Source organism: Geodermatophilus sp. SYSU D01105 (genome assembly GCF_054050095.1).
On the sequence record NZ_JBJGYR010000022.1, the window covers coordinates 78,115 to 92,855 of the forward strand.

Here is a 14,741-nt window from a genome sequence, read left to right on the forward strand (position 1 = left end):
GTTCCCGTCCACGCTGCCCCGAGGAGGCCCGGGCCGCCAGGCGACCCGCGGGGCGGCCCGCCACTGCGGGTGGGACCCGTGCGGCGCGCGTGACGAGTGCCACAGTCCGGAGTCGCCCGCCCCGCGCGTCGCGACAGTCAGGTGTGACCGTCCTCGCAGAGTGGTACCCAGCAGACGGGCCCGGACGGGCCGCGACGGCGAGGAGGACGACGTGTCACGACCGCTGGGGGACCGCTTCCGGGGTGACGGCCCGGCCCTGCCGCTCTACCTGAGCGAGCCGGCCCGCGGCGCTGCCGACTTCGGGCTCTTCCTCGCCGCCCGGCCGCTGATGCAGCGCCTGCCGCGGGGGGACGGGCACCCGGTGCTGGTGCTGCCGGGCCTGCTGGCCGACGACAGCTCCACCCGGGCCCTGCGCGGGGTCCTGCGCCGCCTCGGCTACCACGTGCACGGGTGGCGGCTCGGCCGCAACATCGGCCCCACCGCGGCCTGCGTGGGCGGGATGCGGGACCGGCTCGACGACCTCAGCGACCGCTACGGCCGCCCGGTCAGCCTGGTCGGCTGGAGCCTGGGCGGCATCTTCGCCCGCGACCTGGCCCGCCGGACGCCGGACTCGGTCCGGCAGGTGATCACCCTCGGCACCCCCTTCCGGCTGGCCCGGCACAGCCAGAGCCGGGCGTCGAGGGCCTTCGACCGGTACTCCCACCTGCACGTCGAGCACCGGACCCTGCCGCTGGAGGACGACTGCAACCCGCTGCAGGTGCCTGCCACGTCGATCTACTCGCACTTCGACGGGATCGTGCACTGGCAGACCTGCCTGGACACCCCCGGCGAGCGCTGCGAGAACATCGCCGTCCTGGCCAGCCACCTGGGCCTGGGCCACCACCCGGCGGCGATCTGGGCGATCGCCGACCGGCTCGCCCAGCGCGAGGGCTCGTGGACGCCGTTCCGCCCGCCGGTGTTCCTGCGCCCGGCGTTCCCGCGCCCCGACGTCCCGCCGGCCACTCGGCAGGCCGCCGCCGCTTGAGAGGCCGCGACGTCCTCCCGACGCCCTCCGAGGGGCAGCGGGAGGGCGTCGCCGTTCAGGCCTGCGCGCGACCGAGGAAGCCCAGGACGAGGTCCCGGACCGCCTCGGGCTGCTCCAGCTGCGGCAGGTGACCTGCACCGTCGACGACCTCGAGGCGGGAGTCGTGCAGCCGCGAGGTGAACTCCTCGGCGTAGACGGGGTCGACCAGCCTGTCCTGCGCCCCCCAGACGAGCAGGGTCGGCGCGGTCACCCGGTGGATGCGCCGGTGCAGACCCTTGTCGGGCAGCGGCCAGATGAAGTGCAGGATGCTGGCCATCCGCATCGCCGCCTCGAACAGCGCCTGCGGGTCGTCGGCCGGCGGGGTCAGCATGCTCGCCAGCGGACTGGCCGGGTCGGCGAGGACCAGGCCCGGCAGCGTCTCCGGTGGGATGCCGGCGATGTCCGGGATGGGCGCGTCCTCCCGCCAGAAACCGATCGGCGCGATCAGGGCCAGCCGGGAGACCCGCCGCGGGTTGTTGGCCGCCACCTCCGCGGCCACCATGCCCCCGAACGAGTGGCCGACCAGCTGCACCCGGTCGAGGCCGAGGGTGTCGAAGAGCGTGTCGTAGAAGAGCACGAGCTCCCACATCCCCGGCAGGTGCCTGGCCAGCGCCTCGGTGTCGTTGGCGCCGGGGTGCTCGACCGCGTGGACGGTGTGCCCCGCTGCCAGCGCCTCCAGCAGCGGATCCCACACCAGGCCGCCGACGCCGTGGAGGAACACGACCGGGTCGCCGGTGCCGGCGACGAGGACGCGGGCCTGCAGGGGGCCGACCTCGACGATCCGCTCGTCGACCTGCGCGGGCGCGGTGGTGGTCATCGGTTCCTCCCTCCCTCAGGCCTGCGCGCCGGCGGGCTCGGTGACGGCTCGGACGGCGGCCCCCGACGGCCACCACTCGTGGGTCCATCCCTCGGCGTCCCACACGGAGCGGATGCGGGGCATGACCTCCTCAGCGAAGAGGGTGATGTTCTTCTTCGTCAGCTCGTGCGGCATGGAGCCGATCTGCAGCAGCGCGTGCAGGTTGCCGACGCGCAGGGTCTTGGCGACCTCGATGAGCCGGTCGGCGACCGTGGTCGGGCTGCCGGCGATGATGAAGCCCTCCTCGTTGAGGGTCTTCCAGTTCTTCTCCAGCGCCGCCGCCGCGGCGATGGCGCCCGGCTGGTTGGTCTTGATGGCGAACTCGGCGCTCTTGCGGGTGCGGTATCCCGGCGCCTCGAAGAAGTACGGCGGGATGTGCAGGCACTTGTTGAAGAAGTACGAGACGTGCTCCAGGTACTCCTTCTCCGCTCGCTCGTCGGTCTCCGAGACGCAGATCTGCTGCGCGAAGCCGGCGCGGAAGGGGTTCCGGTCGACCCCCATCTCGTCCATCTTGGCCCAGAAGCCGTCCATCAGCTTCTTGCCGAACTTGGCGCCGAAGAACGACAGGTAGCTGTACGTGTAGTCCTTCGTGGCTGCCAGCTCCCAGGTCTCGACCGATCCGCCGCCGGCGAGCCACACCGGCGGGTGCGGCTCCTGCAGCGGCTGCGGCCACGGGTTGACGTAGCGCAGCTGGTTGTACTGACCGTTGAAGGCGAACGGGCCCTGTCTCGTCCAGGCCTGGATGATGAGCTCCTCGGCCTCCCGGAACCGCGGCCGCGTCTGGGTCGGCGGGACCCCGTAGCAGAAGTTCACGTCCATCGAGGTGCCGACCGGGAAGCCCGCCGCGAGGCGCCCGTTCGACAGGACGTCGAGCATCGCCATCTCCTCGGCGACGCGGGTGGCCGGGGAGTACAGGGCCAGCGTGTTGCCCAGCACCATGATCGCGCTGTTGTTCGGCGTCCGCCGGGCCAGTGCTGCGGCCATGATGTTCGGCGAGGCCATGAAGCCGTAGCCGTTCTGGTGGTGCTCGTTGACCCCGACGCCGTCGAAGCCGAGCCGGTCGGCCAGTTCCAGCTCGTCGAGGTTCCACTGGTAGTACTGCGCGACCTGCCGCGGGTCGCACAGCTCGGTGTTCGGCGGGGTGATCCAGATGCTCTCGTACCGCTGCTCGAAGTCGGCAGGGAGGTCTCGGTAGGGCATCAGGTGGAAGAAGATCGACTTCATGGCCATCCCTTGATCAGGCCGCGTCTCGGCGCTGGGGTCGGGGGGATACGAGCCCGACGTGACCCACGTCACATCGGCCCGGAGCCCAGCACTCGCCCTCGACCGTGTCAACGGGCCCGGTCGCCGGACGACGACGGCTCGCCGTCCGTTCAGCGACAGGTCAGGGTCCGAAGTCCGCCAGCACCCGGTGGAACGGCTCCGGCTCGACGGCGACGTCGCCGGCGAACGGGTAGTTGATCATCAGCGTCACGAAGAAGAGGACACCGACGAGCGCCGCCAGGCTGCCCACCATGAGCGAGTGCAGCACGGCCCGTTGCAGGCCGAAGAGCAGGGCGAAGCCGACCGTCACGACGCCGCCGACCACCAGGGCGGTCCAGAGCACCCCGGGGATGCCCCGGTCGGCGAAGTCCAGGCGCTGGCTCCGCAACGCCACCAGCTCGCTGAGCCGCTGGGTCTCGGCACCCACGAACTCCTGCTGGGCCGGCGTCGTCACGGGGACCGAGGAGATGACCAGGGCCATCTCGTCGAGGACGTCGCCGACGCGGGGGTCCCCCGGCTCGGCCTCGGCCATCGCGGGCCACTCGGCCTCGACGACCTCCGCCGCGTACTGCCGCACCAGGTCGTGCACCTGCTCCCGCGACTCCGGGGGGAAGGCGGCGCTCTCCCGGTACATGCTGCGCAGGGTGCTGGCCTCCTGGCCGACGATCGACTCGGCCTCGTTGAAGGCCTCCCACGTCACGATGACGACGAACCCCAGCAGGACGGCGTAGATGACGCCGACGACGGCGATGATGAAGCCGACCACGTCGTTGTGCTGGCCCTCGGCCATGGCCGGCCACCGGCGGCGGATCCCCCACTGGACGAGCAGCACCAGCGCCGGCAGCACCAGCACGAGCAGGACGCCGATCAGCCAGCCCGGCAGGGACAGGATGCCGTGGGCCACGGGGACCTCCCCGGTCGGTGGGCCACTGACCGGTCGCCCGTCCTCGGACGGCAGCGACCGCGTGCGCCTGGCGACACTAGGGAGTTCCCGAACGCGAGCCCAGGGACCATCGGCCCTCGATCCTCGACCCGGGCCGGAATGGGGTGGGCGCGGCAGGGATCGAACCTGCGACCGCTCGCTTGTAAGCAGACAGGGCTTGAACGCTGTGCTTACCAGCGCTTTTGCAGGCGGGTGCGCTCCGGCTGTGCAGGTGTTACAGCGGTGTCTGCGCGGAGGGTCCAAGAGCAGGACCCAGAGGATCCGCCAAGGTTCTTGTGACCCGGAGGACAACGGCTTGGCAGAGGTGAAGAACGATCACATGGCCGAGCACCCTGCGTCAGGGAAAATTTACGGCGTGTCGCTCGGGACGCGCCGTAGCGCCCGCCTACGGCTACCAGGGGACTGAGAAGATGCTCCGGACGGCGGCCCCATGGTTGGGCCCGGAAAGGCCGCCGTCCGTCACCACACACAGAGAGGAACCGCCGTGGGTCATACCCCCCCGACACCTAACCCCCCCTGTAGCCCCGGAGCGTACACATCCTTACCTCGTGTACGCCAGCGTATGTACGCCACAGAGGTGCCTCCCCCCTCGTCGGGGGTGAAGCCGAGGCGCGCCGCTGATACGCCGCCTCCGCCTCAGGGGTGGCAGCGTGTCATCCGGTTGGCGATCGTTGCGAGCGCAGTCACGCTGACGGCGATCTTCGCCGACTCGCCTGACCTGACGACGGTCGTGGCGACACTGCTGCCGCTGGTCCGCTAAGTCCCTGGGTGCCTGGTCGGCCTCGCGGTCGGCCAGGCACCCAGTGACCCGGAGGACAAGGGCCTAGCCGATGTGCGGCGTGTCGTTAAGACGCGTTCGGCGTGTCGAGGAGATGTTAGGTAGGTCACACGGGATCGCTTCCGCGGAAACATTTCCTATAAAGCAATCCGCCCGGAAGTGAGAACCGGCAGGTCAGCGCGACTGACCGTACACCCCGAGTTGATGCTCAGTAGGTGCAATTTGTCCATTACCCATGGACACCCTCGCTGAGCAGGCAAAATGCCATTTGCCCGGCTCTTGTCCGTCGCGCTCAGTGATGGTTACCTAGCGGGGCGGTCGACCGAGAGCCGAAGGGTCACAAGGACCTGAACAGGCGAGCAGCCTGGCGTCTGACCACACCAGGCTGCTCTTGGTCTCCGTTGTCCTTAACCGCGCCCGTGCCTACATGGGCTGAACACCAGAGGAGTTCAGCATGCCGTCAAATTGCCATTTGTCAACCGCCCCCGACGGGGGCTCCCCCTCAGGTCCCCCCACCGGGGGGCCGACGATCCTGGTGTGCGTAGTGATGGTGGCAGCGTGCGCCACGCTCGTCATCGCCATGATCATCACCAGATCAGCCGACGTGGTCGGTCCCGTGACCCAGGCCCTCCTGGCCATCCTTGCGCTGCTGGGCGTCGGAGAGCTCAGCAGGCGTCGGCGGTAAACATCAGCAAGGCCCCGGCGGGCGTTGAGCACCCTGCCGGGGCCTTGCCTCCCGACTACCGCCTCGGTCAGCTCGCAGCGAGCCGGATGCGGACCAGAGCGGCCATGTGCGGGAACCCGAACCCGACCCGGCAGGTGGCGCGGACGGCGACCCGGTCGCTGGTGAAGAACACCGACCGGTCGGCCTTGACCTCGGCGTCGCGCCGGACGGCGGTGACGACCCGCTCGGCGGGCAGCCCCCACACCGTCCCGGCCGGGGCCTCCGGGGAGGTCAGCAGCGGCACCCCGAAGATCACCCGGCGGGTCGGCTGGGTCGGGTCCGGTTGAAGCAGCGGCTTGCCCGAGCCGGTGGCCTCCTTCATGTTCGCCAGCACCAGCGCGGTCGCGGGGTTGGTCACGAAGGCGGTGAGCTGCGCGCCGACGTTGGCGGCGAGCATCTGGGCCTCGGCGAAGGCGTCCAGGTCGGTCGGGGCGGTTCCGGCGGCGATGTCCTGCACGCCACCCGCGCCGACCGTCAGGGCGGCCAGCCCATCAGGCTGCTCCCCGCTCTGGGCGGTTCCGTCACCGAAGAAAGCCGCGTCGACCTTCCGGGCGATGTCACGGGCCAGGCCCCGCCCGACCTCGGCGGTGGCCTCCGGCGAGCTGTCCTCGGCCAGCTCGGAGGTGACGACGGAGAGGCCGGCCACCTTCTTGGTGAGGACGTCGACCTCGGCGGTGGTCAGGTCGGAGATCGGGATCTCCGCGCCCTCGGCGACCCACGCGGCGGTGGGGTCGGCGGTGACGGCGGGCAGCCGGACCGACGGGGCGGTCGGCCGCAGCACCCGGCTGCACAGCGGGTTGAGGGCCACGCTGGCGGCCAGGACGGGCTTGATGAGCAGGCTCTCGACCTGCTCGGGGGTCAGGAGGGGTCCGGTGGTGCCGGTGGTCAGGGTCATGCGTGCTGGCTCCGAGAGTCAGCCCCGGTACGGACGGGGTGATCCCTCGGGCCACGGACCCTCGGGTGCGCCGCTGGCGCGTCGTGCTGGCCCTGCACCGGATCGCAGACCGCAGCACCGGACTAGCTGGTGTCGATCATGCCAGGCCCGGGTGACAACGGCACCCGCCTTGATCAGCGACGTGCACTGGTTGGGCGGCGCGGATAGGCTGTGCCTCCGGTTCGACGACAGGCTTTGCAAGGGATGCGCTCGCGGGGGTCTCTCGCTTCTTAGCTTGAAGGAGCCGACCATTGTCTTTTGCCGACTGGGTAGCCCTTGGAAGCTTAGTCGCGGCCGTAGTCAGCATCGCAGTTGCTGTATACTACGGTAGGCGGGCGCTTAAAAGGCCCAAGAGAGAAATTAGGTGGAGCTTCCATGTCGACGCCCTCTTCTCGCAGGGGAATGAGGAGTGGCGAAATTTGGTCGAAGTACGGGTCTCTGACCGCGCGATACGCAACCCCTGTATTGCGACGCTGTCCATAAGGAACGTCGGCAGCGATGACATCCCTTCCTCACTCTTCGATGGTGGTCGACCCATTGAGTTCGAGGTTGCAGGAAAAGTGGCGTATGTATTGCCGCCGGACTCGCCCTCGGCAGTCACAGTGCGCGACAGTCGCTTGGCATTCGGCCCCGAACTGCTAAAGTCGGGCGACAGGTGGACGGCAAGGATGATTACAGATGGTACGCCTCAGGCCAGACTTGTTTCCTCGTACGTGATTGACTCAATCCTGGAAAAAGAGCCCGAGATAGTCGATGGGGTGGATTCTGCCCGCGCAGAAAGGCAGGCGTCCATCAGGGTGGCCCTGCTCGCTGGCGCGAGTGCTCTCATTGCGGGCGTAATTGGATCACTGGGGTCGATTCTGGCGGCCAACCTTCGCTAGTAGTGAGGTGGGCTGGCACTCGCCTCCGACAAGGGCACGCTCGGAACTGCCTCACTGACTCGTCCGCGTAGTCACGGCCCCCACGAGAAGTCGTCGTACTGGTCGACCCCAAGCTCCGCGGGCGCCTACGGATTGCCCATACGGCGCTAGACCTCGTCGTAGGCGCATGACTCGCTAATGGTCTGCAACCAGTCGGACTTCAGGTAGCGCACGAACGCCTGGGCCTGCTGCAGGCTCTCCTGCAAGACATCGAAGGAGATGTACCGGCAGACCTCCACGAGGGGCGGCTTCATCCGGTCGAACGTCGGCCGGTTCACCTGCTGGATGACCTTGTTGCGCCGCTCGTCTGGCGCGACAAGGAACAACGGGATGGCGATGTTGGGCTGCATGGCGAGCAGATCGCTCATCCGCAGCAGGCCAGAGTAGATGGAGGTAGTGCTCTCAATCTCGAAGGCGGCCGTGATGGCATTGCCCTGAAGCCAGAGCAAGTCGATCAGCTCGATGGTGCGGTTGGTGGTCGGGTCGAACTGCTGTGGGAGGTTCTCGCGCAGACGCGGGAGGTCGCCGAGTCGTTGTCCCTTCCAGACGCGGCTGGTGTCATTGCGGGCCAGGTGTACCTCGAAGCCCATGTCGGCACCCAGGCGGGCGAGCAGGTACTGGATCTCGGTGTGAGTTGTGCCCTCATCGTCGCCGGCCGTCGGCTCGACAGGGTCGTCCACGGGGGCCGGGTCGACGACGTTGCCTTCGGGGTCGCTGACCACCACAACTTCCCGACCAGGCATCCGGCGCATCTTGCCGAGGGGGCGCTCGACGGGGTTGTCCATGGCGATTTGGAGGGCGCGCACGATGGCCTCACCGTCGGCGGGCTTCCATTTCGCGGGCGAGCCGCGGAACGGCCCGCTCCACCGATTTGGGTTCTCCAAATTCTGGAAGACGGTCAACTCGTCCCGCATATCCAGGACCGGCACACCGAACTCAGGGTCGAGGGCCATGACGGGCTTGACCGGGATGCGGCTAGGGAACGGCTGCGAGGACCAGATCGGGGTCGGGTCGAAGTACGCCTCGCCGGTCACCTCCAAGATGCCCACCCAGCGAGACGCCCGCGTGAGGTAGCAAAGGAGGTAGTCGCCGGGCTTCATCCGCCGAACGGTGGTCATCCGCGCTTCGCTGAAGCCGGACACGCTTGCGCCATGGTCGCGGAACTCCTGCCATGTCTCCACCGTGAACAGGTCGAGCCAGTAGGTGCGCGGCACGCCGTCACTGTGCCAGACGGCCTTTGGGGATCCCGGATGCCGTGAAGCTCAGTCGTGTCCGCGCAGGACTCCACCCCAGGTGACGCCGCTGCCCTGGTCGACGGCCAGCCGGCGACCCTGACCGAAGGACATGGTCGGCACCCGCGCTCCCTTCGCCAGGCCCGGCTTCCACTCCACGAGCTGCTTGGCGCGCTCGGCGACCTTCGCTGGATTGGGGGTGCCGTCGTCGTCCAGCACGTCGGCGAGGTCCGGCATGAACAGCATGAGGTCCGAGCCGTCCTCCAAGGTGTCCCCGGCGATCCGAGCGACCTCTCGGGACAGCAGGCCCTCGACCTGCTGCTCCAACTCCTGGACACGAGCCCGGGCCTCGTTGCGCTCACGCCGGTACCGGGTCTCACGCCGGCCAGGCCGCTCCTCCTGGTCGACCCCGTCGTGCTGGATCTCCGCGTCCTCGCCCTGAGCGCCCCGCTGAGAGCCTGAGCCCTCGTGGTCGTGGTCGGGGTCAGGAGCCGGCGTCCGGGGTTCCCGGCCGTCCTCGACTCGGTTCACCTGAGGAATGTTCCTCGCGTCGTCGGTGATGGGCTCGGTCTTGGTGCTGTTGGCGGTCATGCGGCGATGCCCTTCTTCTGGGTCCAGTACCGCCGGAGGATCCCCGGCGACATGGGCGTGACGTTGGTCCACGGCTCGATGACGGCCGGGTCGATCCCCACGGCGGCCAGCAAGGTCTTCTCGGCGTCGGTGACCGGCCGGGCGAACGGCCCGAGCCATCCGGCCGCGCGGCGCAGGTCGGCGTCGGCGGTGGCGTCCTCGGCGCGGCCCAGGGCGCAGGTGGTCCGGTCGTGGTCGAACACCAGGTGCCCCTTGGGGTGGCCGGGGAGCTGCGGCCCCGCGCACTCCGGGCAGGTCGCCGTCATCGGGGAGCCTCATCGATCCGCAGCGGCTCGATCACCTCGCCAGCCGGGTGCTGCACGCCGTACCGGGCTCGCGCCCAGGCCGGCCAGCGAGCGGGGTTGAGATCGCGAACCCGGTCGTCGAGCAGTTCCTCCTCGCCTGCGGCGTTCACCGGCGTCGAGGTCGTCGTCTTCGCCCTCTGCGTCTTCGTCGTGGTCCTGGTCATCGCCTTCCTCTTCCTCGTCGTGGTTTCCGTGGTCACGTCGTGTCCCCCAGACCCTCGGGCGTCGAAATGCGCGCGCCCTGCGGTGTCCGCGATCGGCCGGGGGGAGGGGTCCCCTGCCCCCTCCGGCGTCATCAGTCGACCGCCGTCATGCACATGAGGCGCAGGGCATCGATGACCTCGGCGGTCGGCCGGTCGAAGCTGCGGACCAGCGAGTCGCCGATGGTGACCAGCGCCAGCGTCACGCGGGGCAGCTCATCGAGGTCGGCGACGCCGTCGAGGTCGAGCGGCTGGCCGGTCACCTTGGCCTCGATTAGGTTGATCGCCTTCTGCATGGCGACGTGGACGGCGTCGGCGGCCTGAGGGTTCCTCTGCGCCATCACAGCCCCCGGCCGCGCTGGATGACCTCACGGCAGGTGTCGAGGATCTTGGCGTGGGCCTCGGGGTCGTTGCCGACCTGCGCGCGGATGACGGCGGCCAGCATGAGCACGGCGGTGCCGAGCGCGTTGACGGCGTCGAGCCAGCCCTCCGGCATCAGCTCGGTGAGGGCGTCCAGGTCACCGTCGAGGGCGGCCCTGGTCATGGCCACCGGGATGTTCTTGACGGCGCACTGGTCATCCCACGAGGGCATGGCATCGGGCTGGATGATGGAGGGGATCATGATCTTGTTCTCCTGGGTGTGTTGCAGGGATTGCAGGCAAGCCCTGTAGATCTCTAGATCCGGCCTTCGCGTAGGGGTTACGGAGGTTGCCTGCAACGGCTGCAACCCCCCGCTGGCCTGGTCATTCACATGGCGGACTCCCCGAGCAGGGACCCCTTGTGGGGGGCCTCGCGAGCGTGGTCTCCGCCGTCCGCGTCCTCGTCGTCGCGGCGGAAGCGGACGTTGCGGACGACGGTCTGCTGGGTGCTGGGCAGCAGCAGGTAGGCCTTCCTGCCGGGCCGGTCCAGGTCCTCGTACTTCTTGGTCCGCGCCGCGGTGACCTTGGCGGCCTGCGCCGTCGGGTGCTCTAGGAGGCGGGGCTTGAAGGTCTTGGCCGACCACGCGCCGATCCCCTGGGTGTCCAGCCAGGCGACGAACTCGTCGTAGAGGTCGGTGGACAGCACGCAGCTCCCCGGCCCCAGCACCAGCCGGTCGTCGATGAACGACAGGATCAGATCGGTCTCGGCGCGCCAGGCACGAGTGTCGTCCCGGACCCGCTGCGGCAGCGGCGGCATGGACCGGCCGGCGGCGTACCAGCGGCGTGCGCCGTCGACCAGCCAGGCCAGCACCGTCTCCAACAGGGCCGGGTCGGCGATCTCCATCCGGGCGCGCAGCCCGGTGTCCCCCCGCCGGTCGTCGGCGCCCTCCAAGGGTTCGCCCTCGGGCCGGTAGCGCAGCGGGAAGGTCACCTTGGCCAGCCGTCGCCACGCGCCGTGGTCGGTGTCGCCGACGATCGGCGTGGCGTTGGTGGTGATGAACAGGGCGTGCGTCGGCTGCCAGGTGACCGGGTCGCAGCGCATCCGGCGGGCCTGCATCACCGGCGTCCCGACAATTTTCTTGATCTTGTTCATGTCCAGCTTCCGGCCGCCGGGGACCTCCTCGGTCAGCCCCAGGCGTGCGCCGAACAGCTCCATGCGCTCGGTGGAGTGGCTGCTGGTGTCATCCAGCAGCACCTTGTCGTCCACGGCGGCGGCGTACTCGCCGAGGCACTTCATGACCGTGCCCATCAGCGTGGACTTGCCGTTGGCCCCGCCACCGAACAGCAGGATCAGCAGGTCGTCCGGCGGCACGTAGCCGGTGGCGGCCTGCCCGAGGCGGACCTGCATCCAGCACCGAGTCTCAATGTCGGGGATGCACTCCAACACCCGCGTCAGATCCGGGTCGGCCAGGGCCTCCGGCCGGTAGGCGACCTCGGTGATCTTGCGCAGTAGCAGCGCCGGGTCGTGCGGCCCCAGCTCCCCGGTGGCCAGCTTCACCACGCCGTTGGCGGCGTTGAGCAGGTCCGGGTCGGCGTCGAAGGCGGTGGCCTCCACCAGCACCTTGCCCCCAGCCAGGGCGGTGACGGCATCCAACCACCCCTTGGACAGCAGCCGGTTCAGGCGTGCCAGGTGGTCCCGGTCGGCCTTGCCGACATCGGCCCAGGTGCCGCCGGCCTCGGCCAGGATCCGCGCGTGCTCGGCGTCGTTGAACCGGCGGTAGTGCTCGGAGATCTCGTCGCGGACCAGCTCCATCGGGCAGTCCCGCCACCGGCGGCCGTCCCACCGCAGCCAGCCCAGCTCCTTGGTGAACAGGTAGCGCCCGGCCAGCAGGTCGCGGGCCAGGACGGCGGCCTGGTCGGAGTGGGTGAACTTGCCCCGGCGGCGCTCGGTGAGGTCGTCGTCGGGAGCCTGCGGTGTCGCCCCGAACTCGGGTTCCGGCTCGGGTGGTTCTCCGTACGTCTCCCGCATCCAGTCCTCGTCCGTGGCCTGCGGCGCGCTCATCGGATGCCCGCCCGGGCTGCCCGCTCGGCGAGGGCCTGCACGGCGTCCAACTCCCGGCGCACCAGGCCGGCCAGGTCGCCGATCGGCACCCGCTCGGCGGCCTGGTCGACCCGCGCAGCGGCCTCGTGAGCGCGGCGGCGGGTCGCCTCATTGAGAACGGCGGCGGCGTAGAACCGGGCCGAGGCAGGCACGGCGGCGCTGGCGTGGAGGTCTGTCAGCAGCAGGGCCACGGCCTGCGTGCGCGCGCCGTTGGCCCGCCCCTCGCCCCGCATCAAGGCCAGGACGGCGGTCGGCTCGGGGTCGATGCCCAGCTGGGCCAGGGCGGTCACGACGGTCAACAGTTCGGCCAGCGCCGGGCTGGCTAGCTCCTCGGGCCGAACCAGCTTGGCGACCTGGACGGCGCGGGGGGCGTCCAGCCGCAACAGGCAAGACAGCAACGCCCGCTCGGAGGCGGTCACCACCGAACGGGCCGCGTCTGAGGAACGGTCCTCAGATGCGCGGCCGGTAGCCTGGCGGGCGACTTCCCTGGCCGGGGGGTCGATCAAAGCCGACGAGGGCGCGTGTTCGGACGCCGCGCCCTCGTCGCGCGTCTGAGCCAGCTTCACGCCGTCCGACCGCCCTGGTGGCTGCGCTTCCGGCGGGCCTTGGCCGACGCCAAGGCCAGGCGGGCCATGTCGGCCCGCCTGGCGCTCTCAGCACGCCTGGCGCGCTCCTCGGGAGGAAGGACCCCCTCGGGGTCGACCTGACGCTCCCAGCGTCCTGCGGCGGCGACCCGGGCGGCGGCGGTGGCGGCGGTGCGGTCGGGCTCCTTGGCCCAGCGGGCGTGGGCGGCGACCTGGGCGCGCAGGTGGGCAAGGTTTCGGTCAACGGGCATGCGGGGGCAGCTCCCTGGTGGGGGTGGCTGCCTGTGCCGCTACGTCTCGCCCATGTCCGAATCCGGCTTCGTAGTCACTCAGGCTGAACGCTAAGACTCTCAGTCCGCCCGCCACGGGGCCGATCCCTCAGGGACCCCGCGCAGTCACGGCAACGATCCACTATGGGAGTCGGACGCAAGCCCCCAGGGGAACCGCTGCAAGCACAGACGGTACACGATTCGCTACGGCGGCGCGAGGGGGTCCACCAGCCAGTGCAACTGCCCCTAGGGGGTATGGGTACCCAGGATCATGGTCAGATCCGGTCGCCGAGGGCCAGCCGCCGGTGCTCGGCCCGCGCCCGCTCGGCCCGGGTACTGGCCCCGTAGCGCCGGACCATCTGCGCGCTGGACCATCCGGCCAGGTCCATCAGCCCGGTCTCGCTGCCCCCGGCCGCTAGGTGGGCGTGGGCGAAGGTGTGCCGGAACCGGTGGGCGTAGAGCCGGTCGATGCCGACCGCCTCGCCCCGCCGAGTGAGCATCTGCCTGATGCCGTCAGCGGTCAGCGGCCCCCGCCCCTTCTCGGCCAGCCACAGCCGGTCGGTGCGCCCGGCCGCCGGGTCGGCCTTCCGCACCCGCAGATAGCGGCCCAGTGCCTGGGCGGTCTTCGCGCCGAACGGCACGGTGCGGACCTTGTCCCCGCTCTTGCCGTCGCCCTTGCCGACGACGGTGATCTCCTGAGTGGTCATGTCCACGTCGGCCAGCCGCAGCCCGGTCAGCTCGGCGCGGCGGCAGCCGGTGTCGATCAGCAGCCGGATCAGGGCGGCGTCCCGGCGGTCGACCAGCTCCCGGCCCGCGCAGGAGGCCAGCAGCTCGCGGAGCTGGTCGTCGGTGAGCGGCTTGATCTCGGGCGGACGGACCGCGCCCAGCCGCATTCCCTCCATCGGGCTGGTCGTGCCCTCTTCGTCCCGCAGCCAGCGGAAGAACTGCTGCAACGCCCGGAAGGTCAGCGAGACGGTGGAGGGCTTCCAGCCCTCACGCAGCTCGGCGACGAACGCGTCCAGGTGGCGGCGGGTCAGCTCGGCCGGGTCGGCGACGCCCCGAGCCTGCGCCCAGCCGGCCAGCCGGTCCAGCGCCCCGGTGTAGAGCCTCAGGGTGTTCGGGCTCTTGTCCTGGGCGCGCAGGGCCACCAGCCAGTCCCGCCGGTACTCCGTCCACGGCGTGTCGGCGGGCAGGTCGGGGACGACGGCGAGGCTCATGGCGGGCGGCTCCCGGACGAGTGTTACGCAGTGTCTGGCGGCTGTGCTTGCTGCCAGACTACCGCATCCGGGATGAAACCGCAGGTCAAATGCGGAGTTGTGGGCGCGGCCGGGATCGAACCGGCGACCGCTCGCTTGTAAGGCGAGAGCTCTCCCGCTGAGCTACGCGCCCCGCCCGCCCAGGGTAGAGGAAGGACCCTCCTGCCCCCCGCCGCTCGCCAGCTCGCGGCGAGCCCCTGCAGGGGGGCCGTACCGGGGCGGGGGGACGGGGGGGGGGGGGGGGGGGGGGGGGGGGGCCCCCCCCCCCCCCGCCCCCCCCCCCCCCCCCCCCCCCCCCGCCCCGCCACCCCCCCGGCCGCCCGC

The 14,741-nt window shown here is 70.3% G+C and carries 16 protein-coding genes and 1 tRNA gene; 2 read left to right on the plus strand and 15 right to left on the minus strand.

Features of this window, described 5'->3' with window-relative positions; genetic code table 11:
• Positions 1 to 211: 211 nt before the first annotated feature.
• Positions 212 to 1,024 (plus strand): esterase/lipase family protein, encoded by an 813-nt coding sequence (locus tag ACI79I_RS19610; protein ID WP_456993989.1) that lies wholly within the window; start codon positions 212 to 214, stop codon positions 1,022 to 1,024.
• A 55-nt stretch (positions 1,025 to 1,079) separates the two neighbouring features.
• Here the strand turns inward: ACI79I_RS19610 and ACI79I_RS19615 are convergent, their stop codons facing one another.
• The 4 genes from ACI79I_RS19615 to ACI79I_RS19630 form a co-directional block, all read right to left on the minus strand.
• The gene (locus ACI79I_RS19615) at positions 1,080 to 1,880 is read right to left on the minus strand and encodes an alpha/beta fold hydrolase (protein WP_456993990.1); all 801 of its coding nucleotides are present in this window, start codon (positions 1,878 to 1,880) and stop codon (positions 1,080 to 1,082) included.
• Between the two features lie 15 nt (positions 1,881 to 1,895).
• Positions 1,896 to 3,143, minus strand: a complete 1,248-nt coding sequence (locus ACI79I_RS19620; RefSeq protein WP_456993991.1) for an LLM class flavin-dependent oxidoreductase — start codon at positions 3,141 to 3,143, stop codon at positions 1,896 to 1,898.
• A gap of 160 nt (positions 3,144 to 3,303) precedes the next feature.
• A complete protein-coding gene (locus ACI79I_RS19625) occupies positions 3,304 to 4,086 on the minus strand; it encodes a bestrophin-like domain (protein ID WP_456993992.1) in 783 nt (260 codons plus the stop codon).
• 1,569 nt (positions 4,087 to 5,655) lie between these two features.
• Positions 5,656 to 6,522, minus strand: a complete 867-nt coding sequence (locus ACI79I_RS19630; RefSeq protein WP_456993993.1) for a phage major capsid protein — start codon at positions 6,520 to 6,522, stop codon at positions 5,656 to 5,658.
• 290 nt (positions 6,523 to 6,812) lie between these two features.
• On the opposite strand from ACI79I_RS19630, the gene ACI79I_RS19635 reads away from it, so the two are divergent.
• Positions 6,813 to 7,442: a hypothetical protein gene (locus tag ACI79I_RS19635; RefSeq protein WP_456993994.1), complete on the plus strand. Its 630-nt coding sequence runs from the start codon at positions 6,813 to 6,815 to the stop codon at positions 7,440 to 7,442.
• Positions 7,443 to 7,588: 146 nt separating this feature from the next.
• Here ACI79I_RS19635 and ACI79I_RS19640 read toward each other — a convergent pair whose 3' ends face one another.
• The 11 genes from ACI79I_RS19640 to ACI79I_RS19690 form a co-directional block, all read right to left on the minus strand.
• Entirely contained in the window at positions 7,589 to 8,695 is a 1,107-nt protein-coding gene (locus ACI79I_RS19640; protein WP_456993995.1) for an EVE domain-containing protein, read from the minus strand.
• Between the two features lie 48 nt (positions 8,696 to 8,743).
• Positions 8,744 to 9,304 carry a hypothetical protein gene (locus ACI79I_RS19645; RefSeq protein WP_456993996.1) on the minus strand — a complete coding sequence of 187 codons (561 nt, stop codon included), beginning with the start codon at positions 9,302 to 9,304 and terminating at the stop codon, positions 8,744 to 8,746.
• Positions 9,301 to 9,609 carry a hypothetical protein gene (locus tag ACI79I_RS19650; protein ID WP_456993997.1) on the minus strand — a complete coding sequence of 103 codons (309 nt, stop codon included), beginning with the start codon at positions 9,607 to 9,609 and terminating at the stop codon, positions 9,301 to 9,303. Before ACI79I_RS19650 ends, ACI79I_RS19645 begins: the two co-directional genes overlap by 4 nt.
• Positions 9,606 to 9,812, minus strand: a complete 207-nt coding sequence (locus ACI79I_RS19655) for a hypothetical protein (protein WP_456993998.1) — start codon at positions 9,810 to 9,812, stop codon at positions 9,606 to 9,608. The genes ACI79I_RS19650 and ACI79I_RS19655 overlap by 4 nt, the downstream gene beginning before the upstream one ends.
• Positions 9,813 to 9,943: 131 nt before the next feature.
• Positions 9,944 to 10,189, minus strand: coding sequence for a hypothetical protein (locus ACI79I_RS19660; protein WP_456993999.1), 246 nt, complete (start codon positions 10,187 to 10,189; stop codon positions 9,944 to 9,946).
• Entirely contained in the window at positions 10,189 to 10,470 is a 282-nt protein-coding gene (locus tag ACI79I_RS19665; protein ID WP_456994000.1) for a hypothetical protein, read from the minus strand. Before ACI79I_RS19665 ends, ACI79I_RS19660 begins: the two co-directional genes overlap by 1 nt.
• Positions 10,471 to 10,595: 125 nt before the next feature.
• Positions 10,596 to 12,269, minus strand: a complete 1,674-nt coding sequence (locus ACI79I_RS19670) for a DNA primase family protein (protein WP_456994001.1) — start codon at positions 12,267 to 12,269, stop codon at positions 10,596 to 10,598.
• Positions 12,266 to 12,727: a hypothetical protein gene (locus ACI79I_RS19675; RefSeq protein ID WP_456994002.1), complete on the minus strand. Its 462-nt coding sequence runs from the start codon at positions 12,725 to 12,727 to the stop codon at positions 12,266 to 12,268. Before ACI79I_RS19675 ends, ACI79I_RS19670 begins: the two co-directional genes overlap by 4 nt.
• Before the next feature lie 143 nt (positions 12,728 to 12,870).
• A complete protein-coding gene (locus tag ACI79I_RS19680; RefSeq protein WP_456994003.1) occupies positions 12,871 to 13,143 on the minus strand; it encodes a hypothetical protein in 273 nt (90 codons plus the stop codon).
• 293 nt (positions 13,144 to 13,436) lie between these two features.
• On the minus strand, positions 13,437 to 14,378 hold the full coding sequence (locus tag ACI79I_RS19685; RefSeq protein WP_456994004.1) for a tyrosine-type recombinase/integrase: 942 nt from the start codon (positions 14,376 to 14,378) through the stop codon (positions 13,437 to 13,439).
• Positions 14,379 to 14,478: 100 nt separating this feature from the next.
• Positions 14,479 to 14,550, minus strand: a tRNA-Val gene (locus tag ACI79I_RS19690).
• Positions 14,551 to 14,741: the final 191 nt, after the last annotated feature.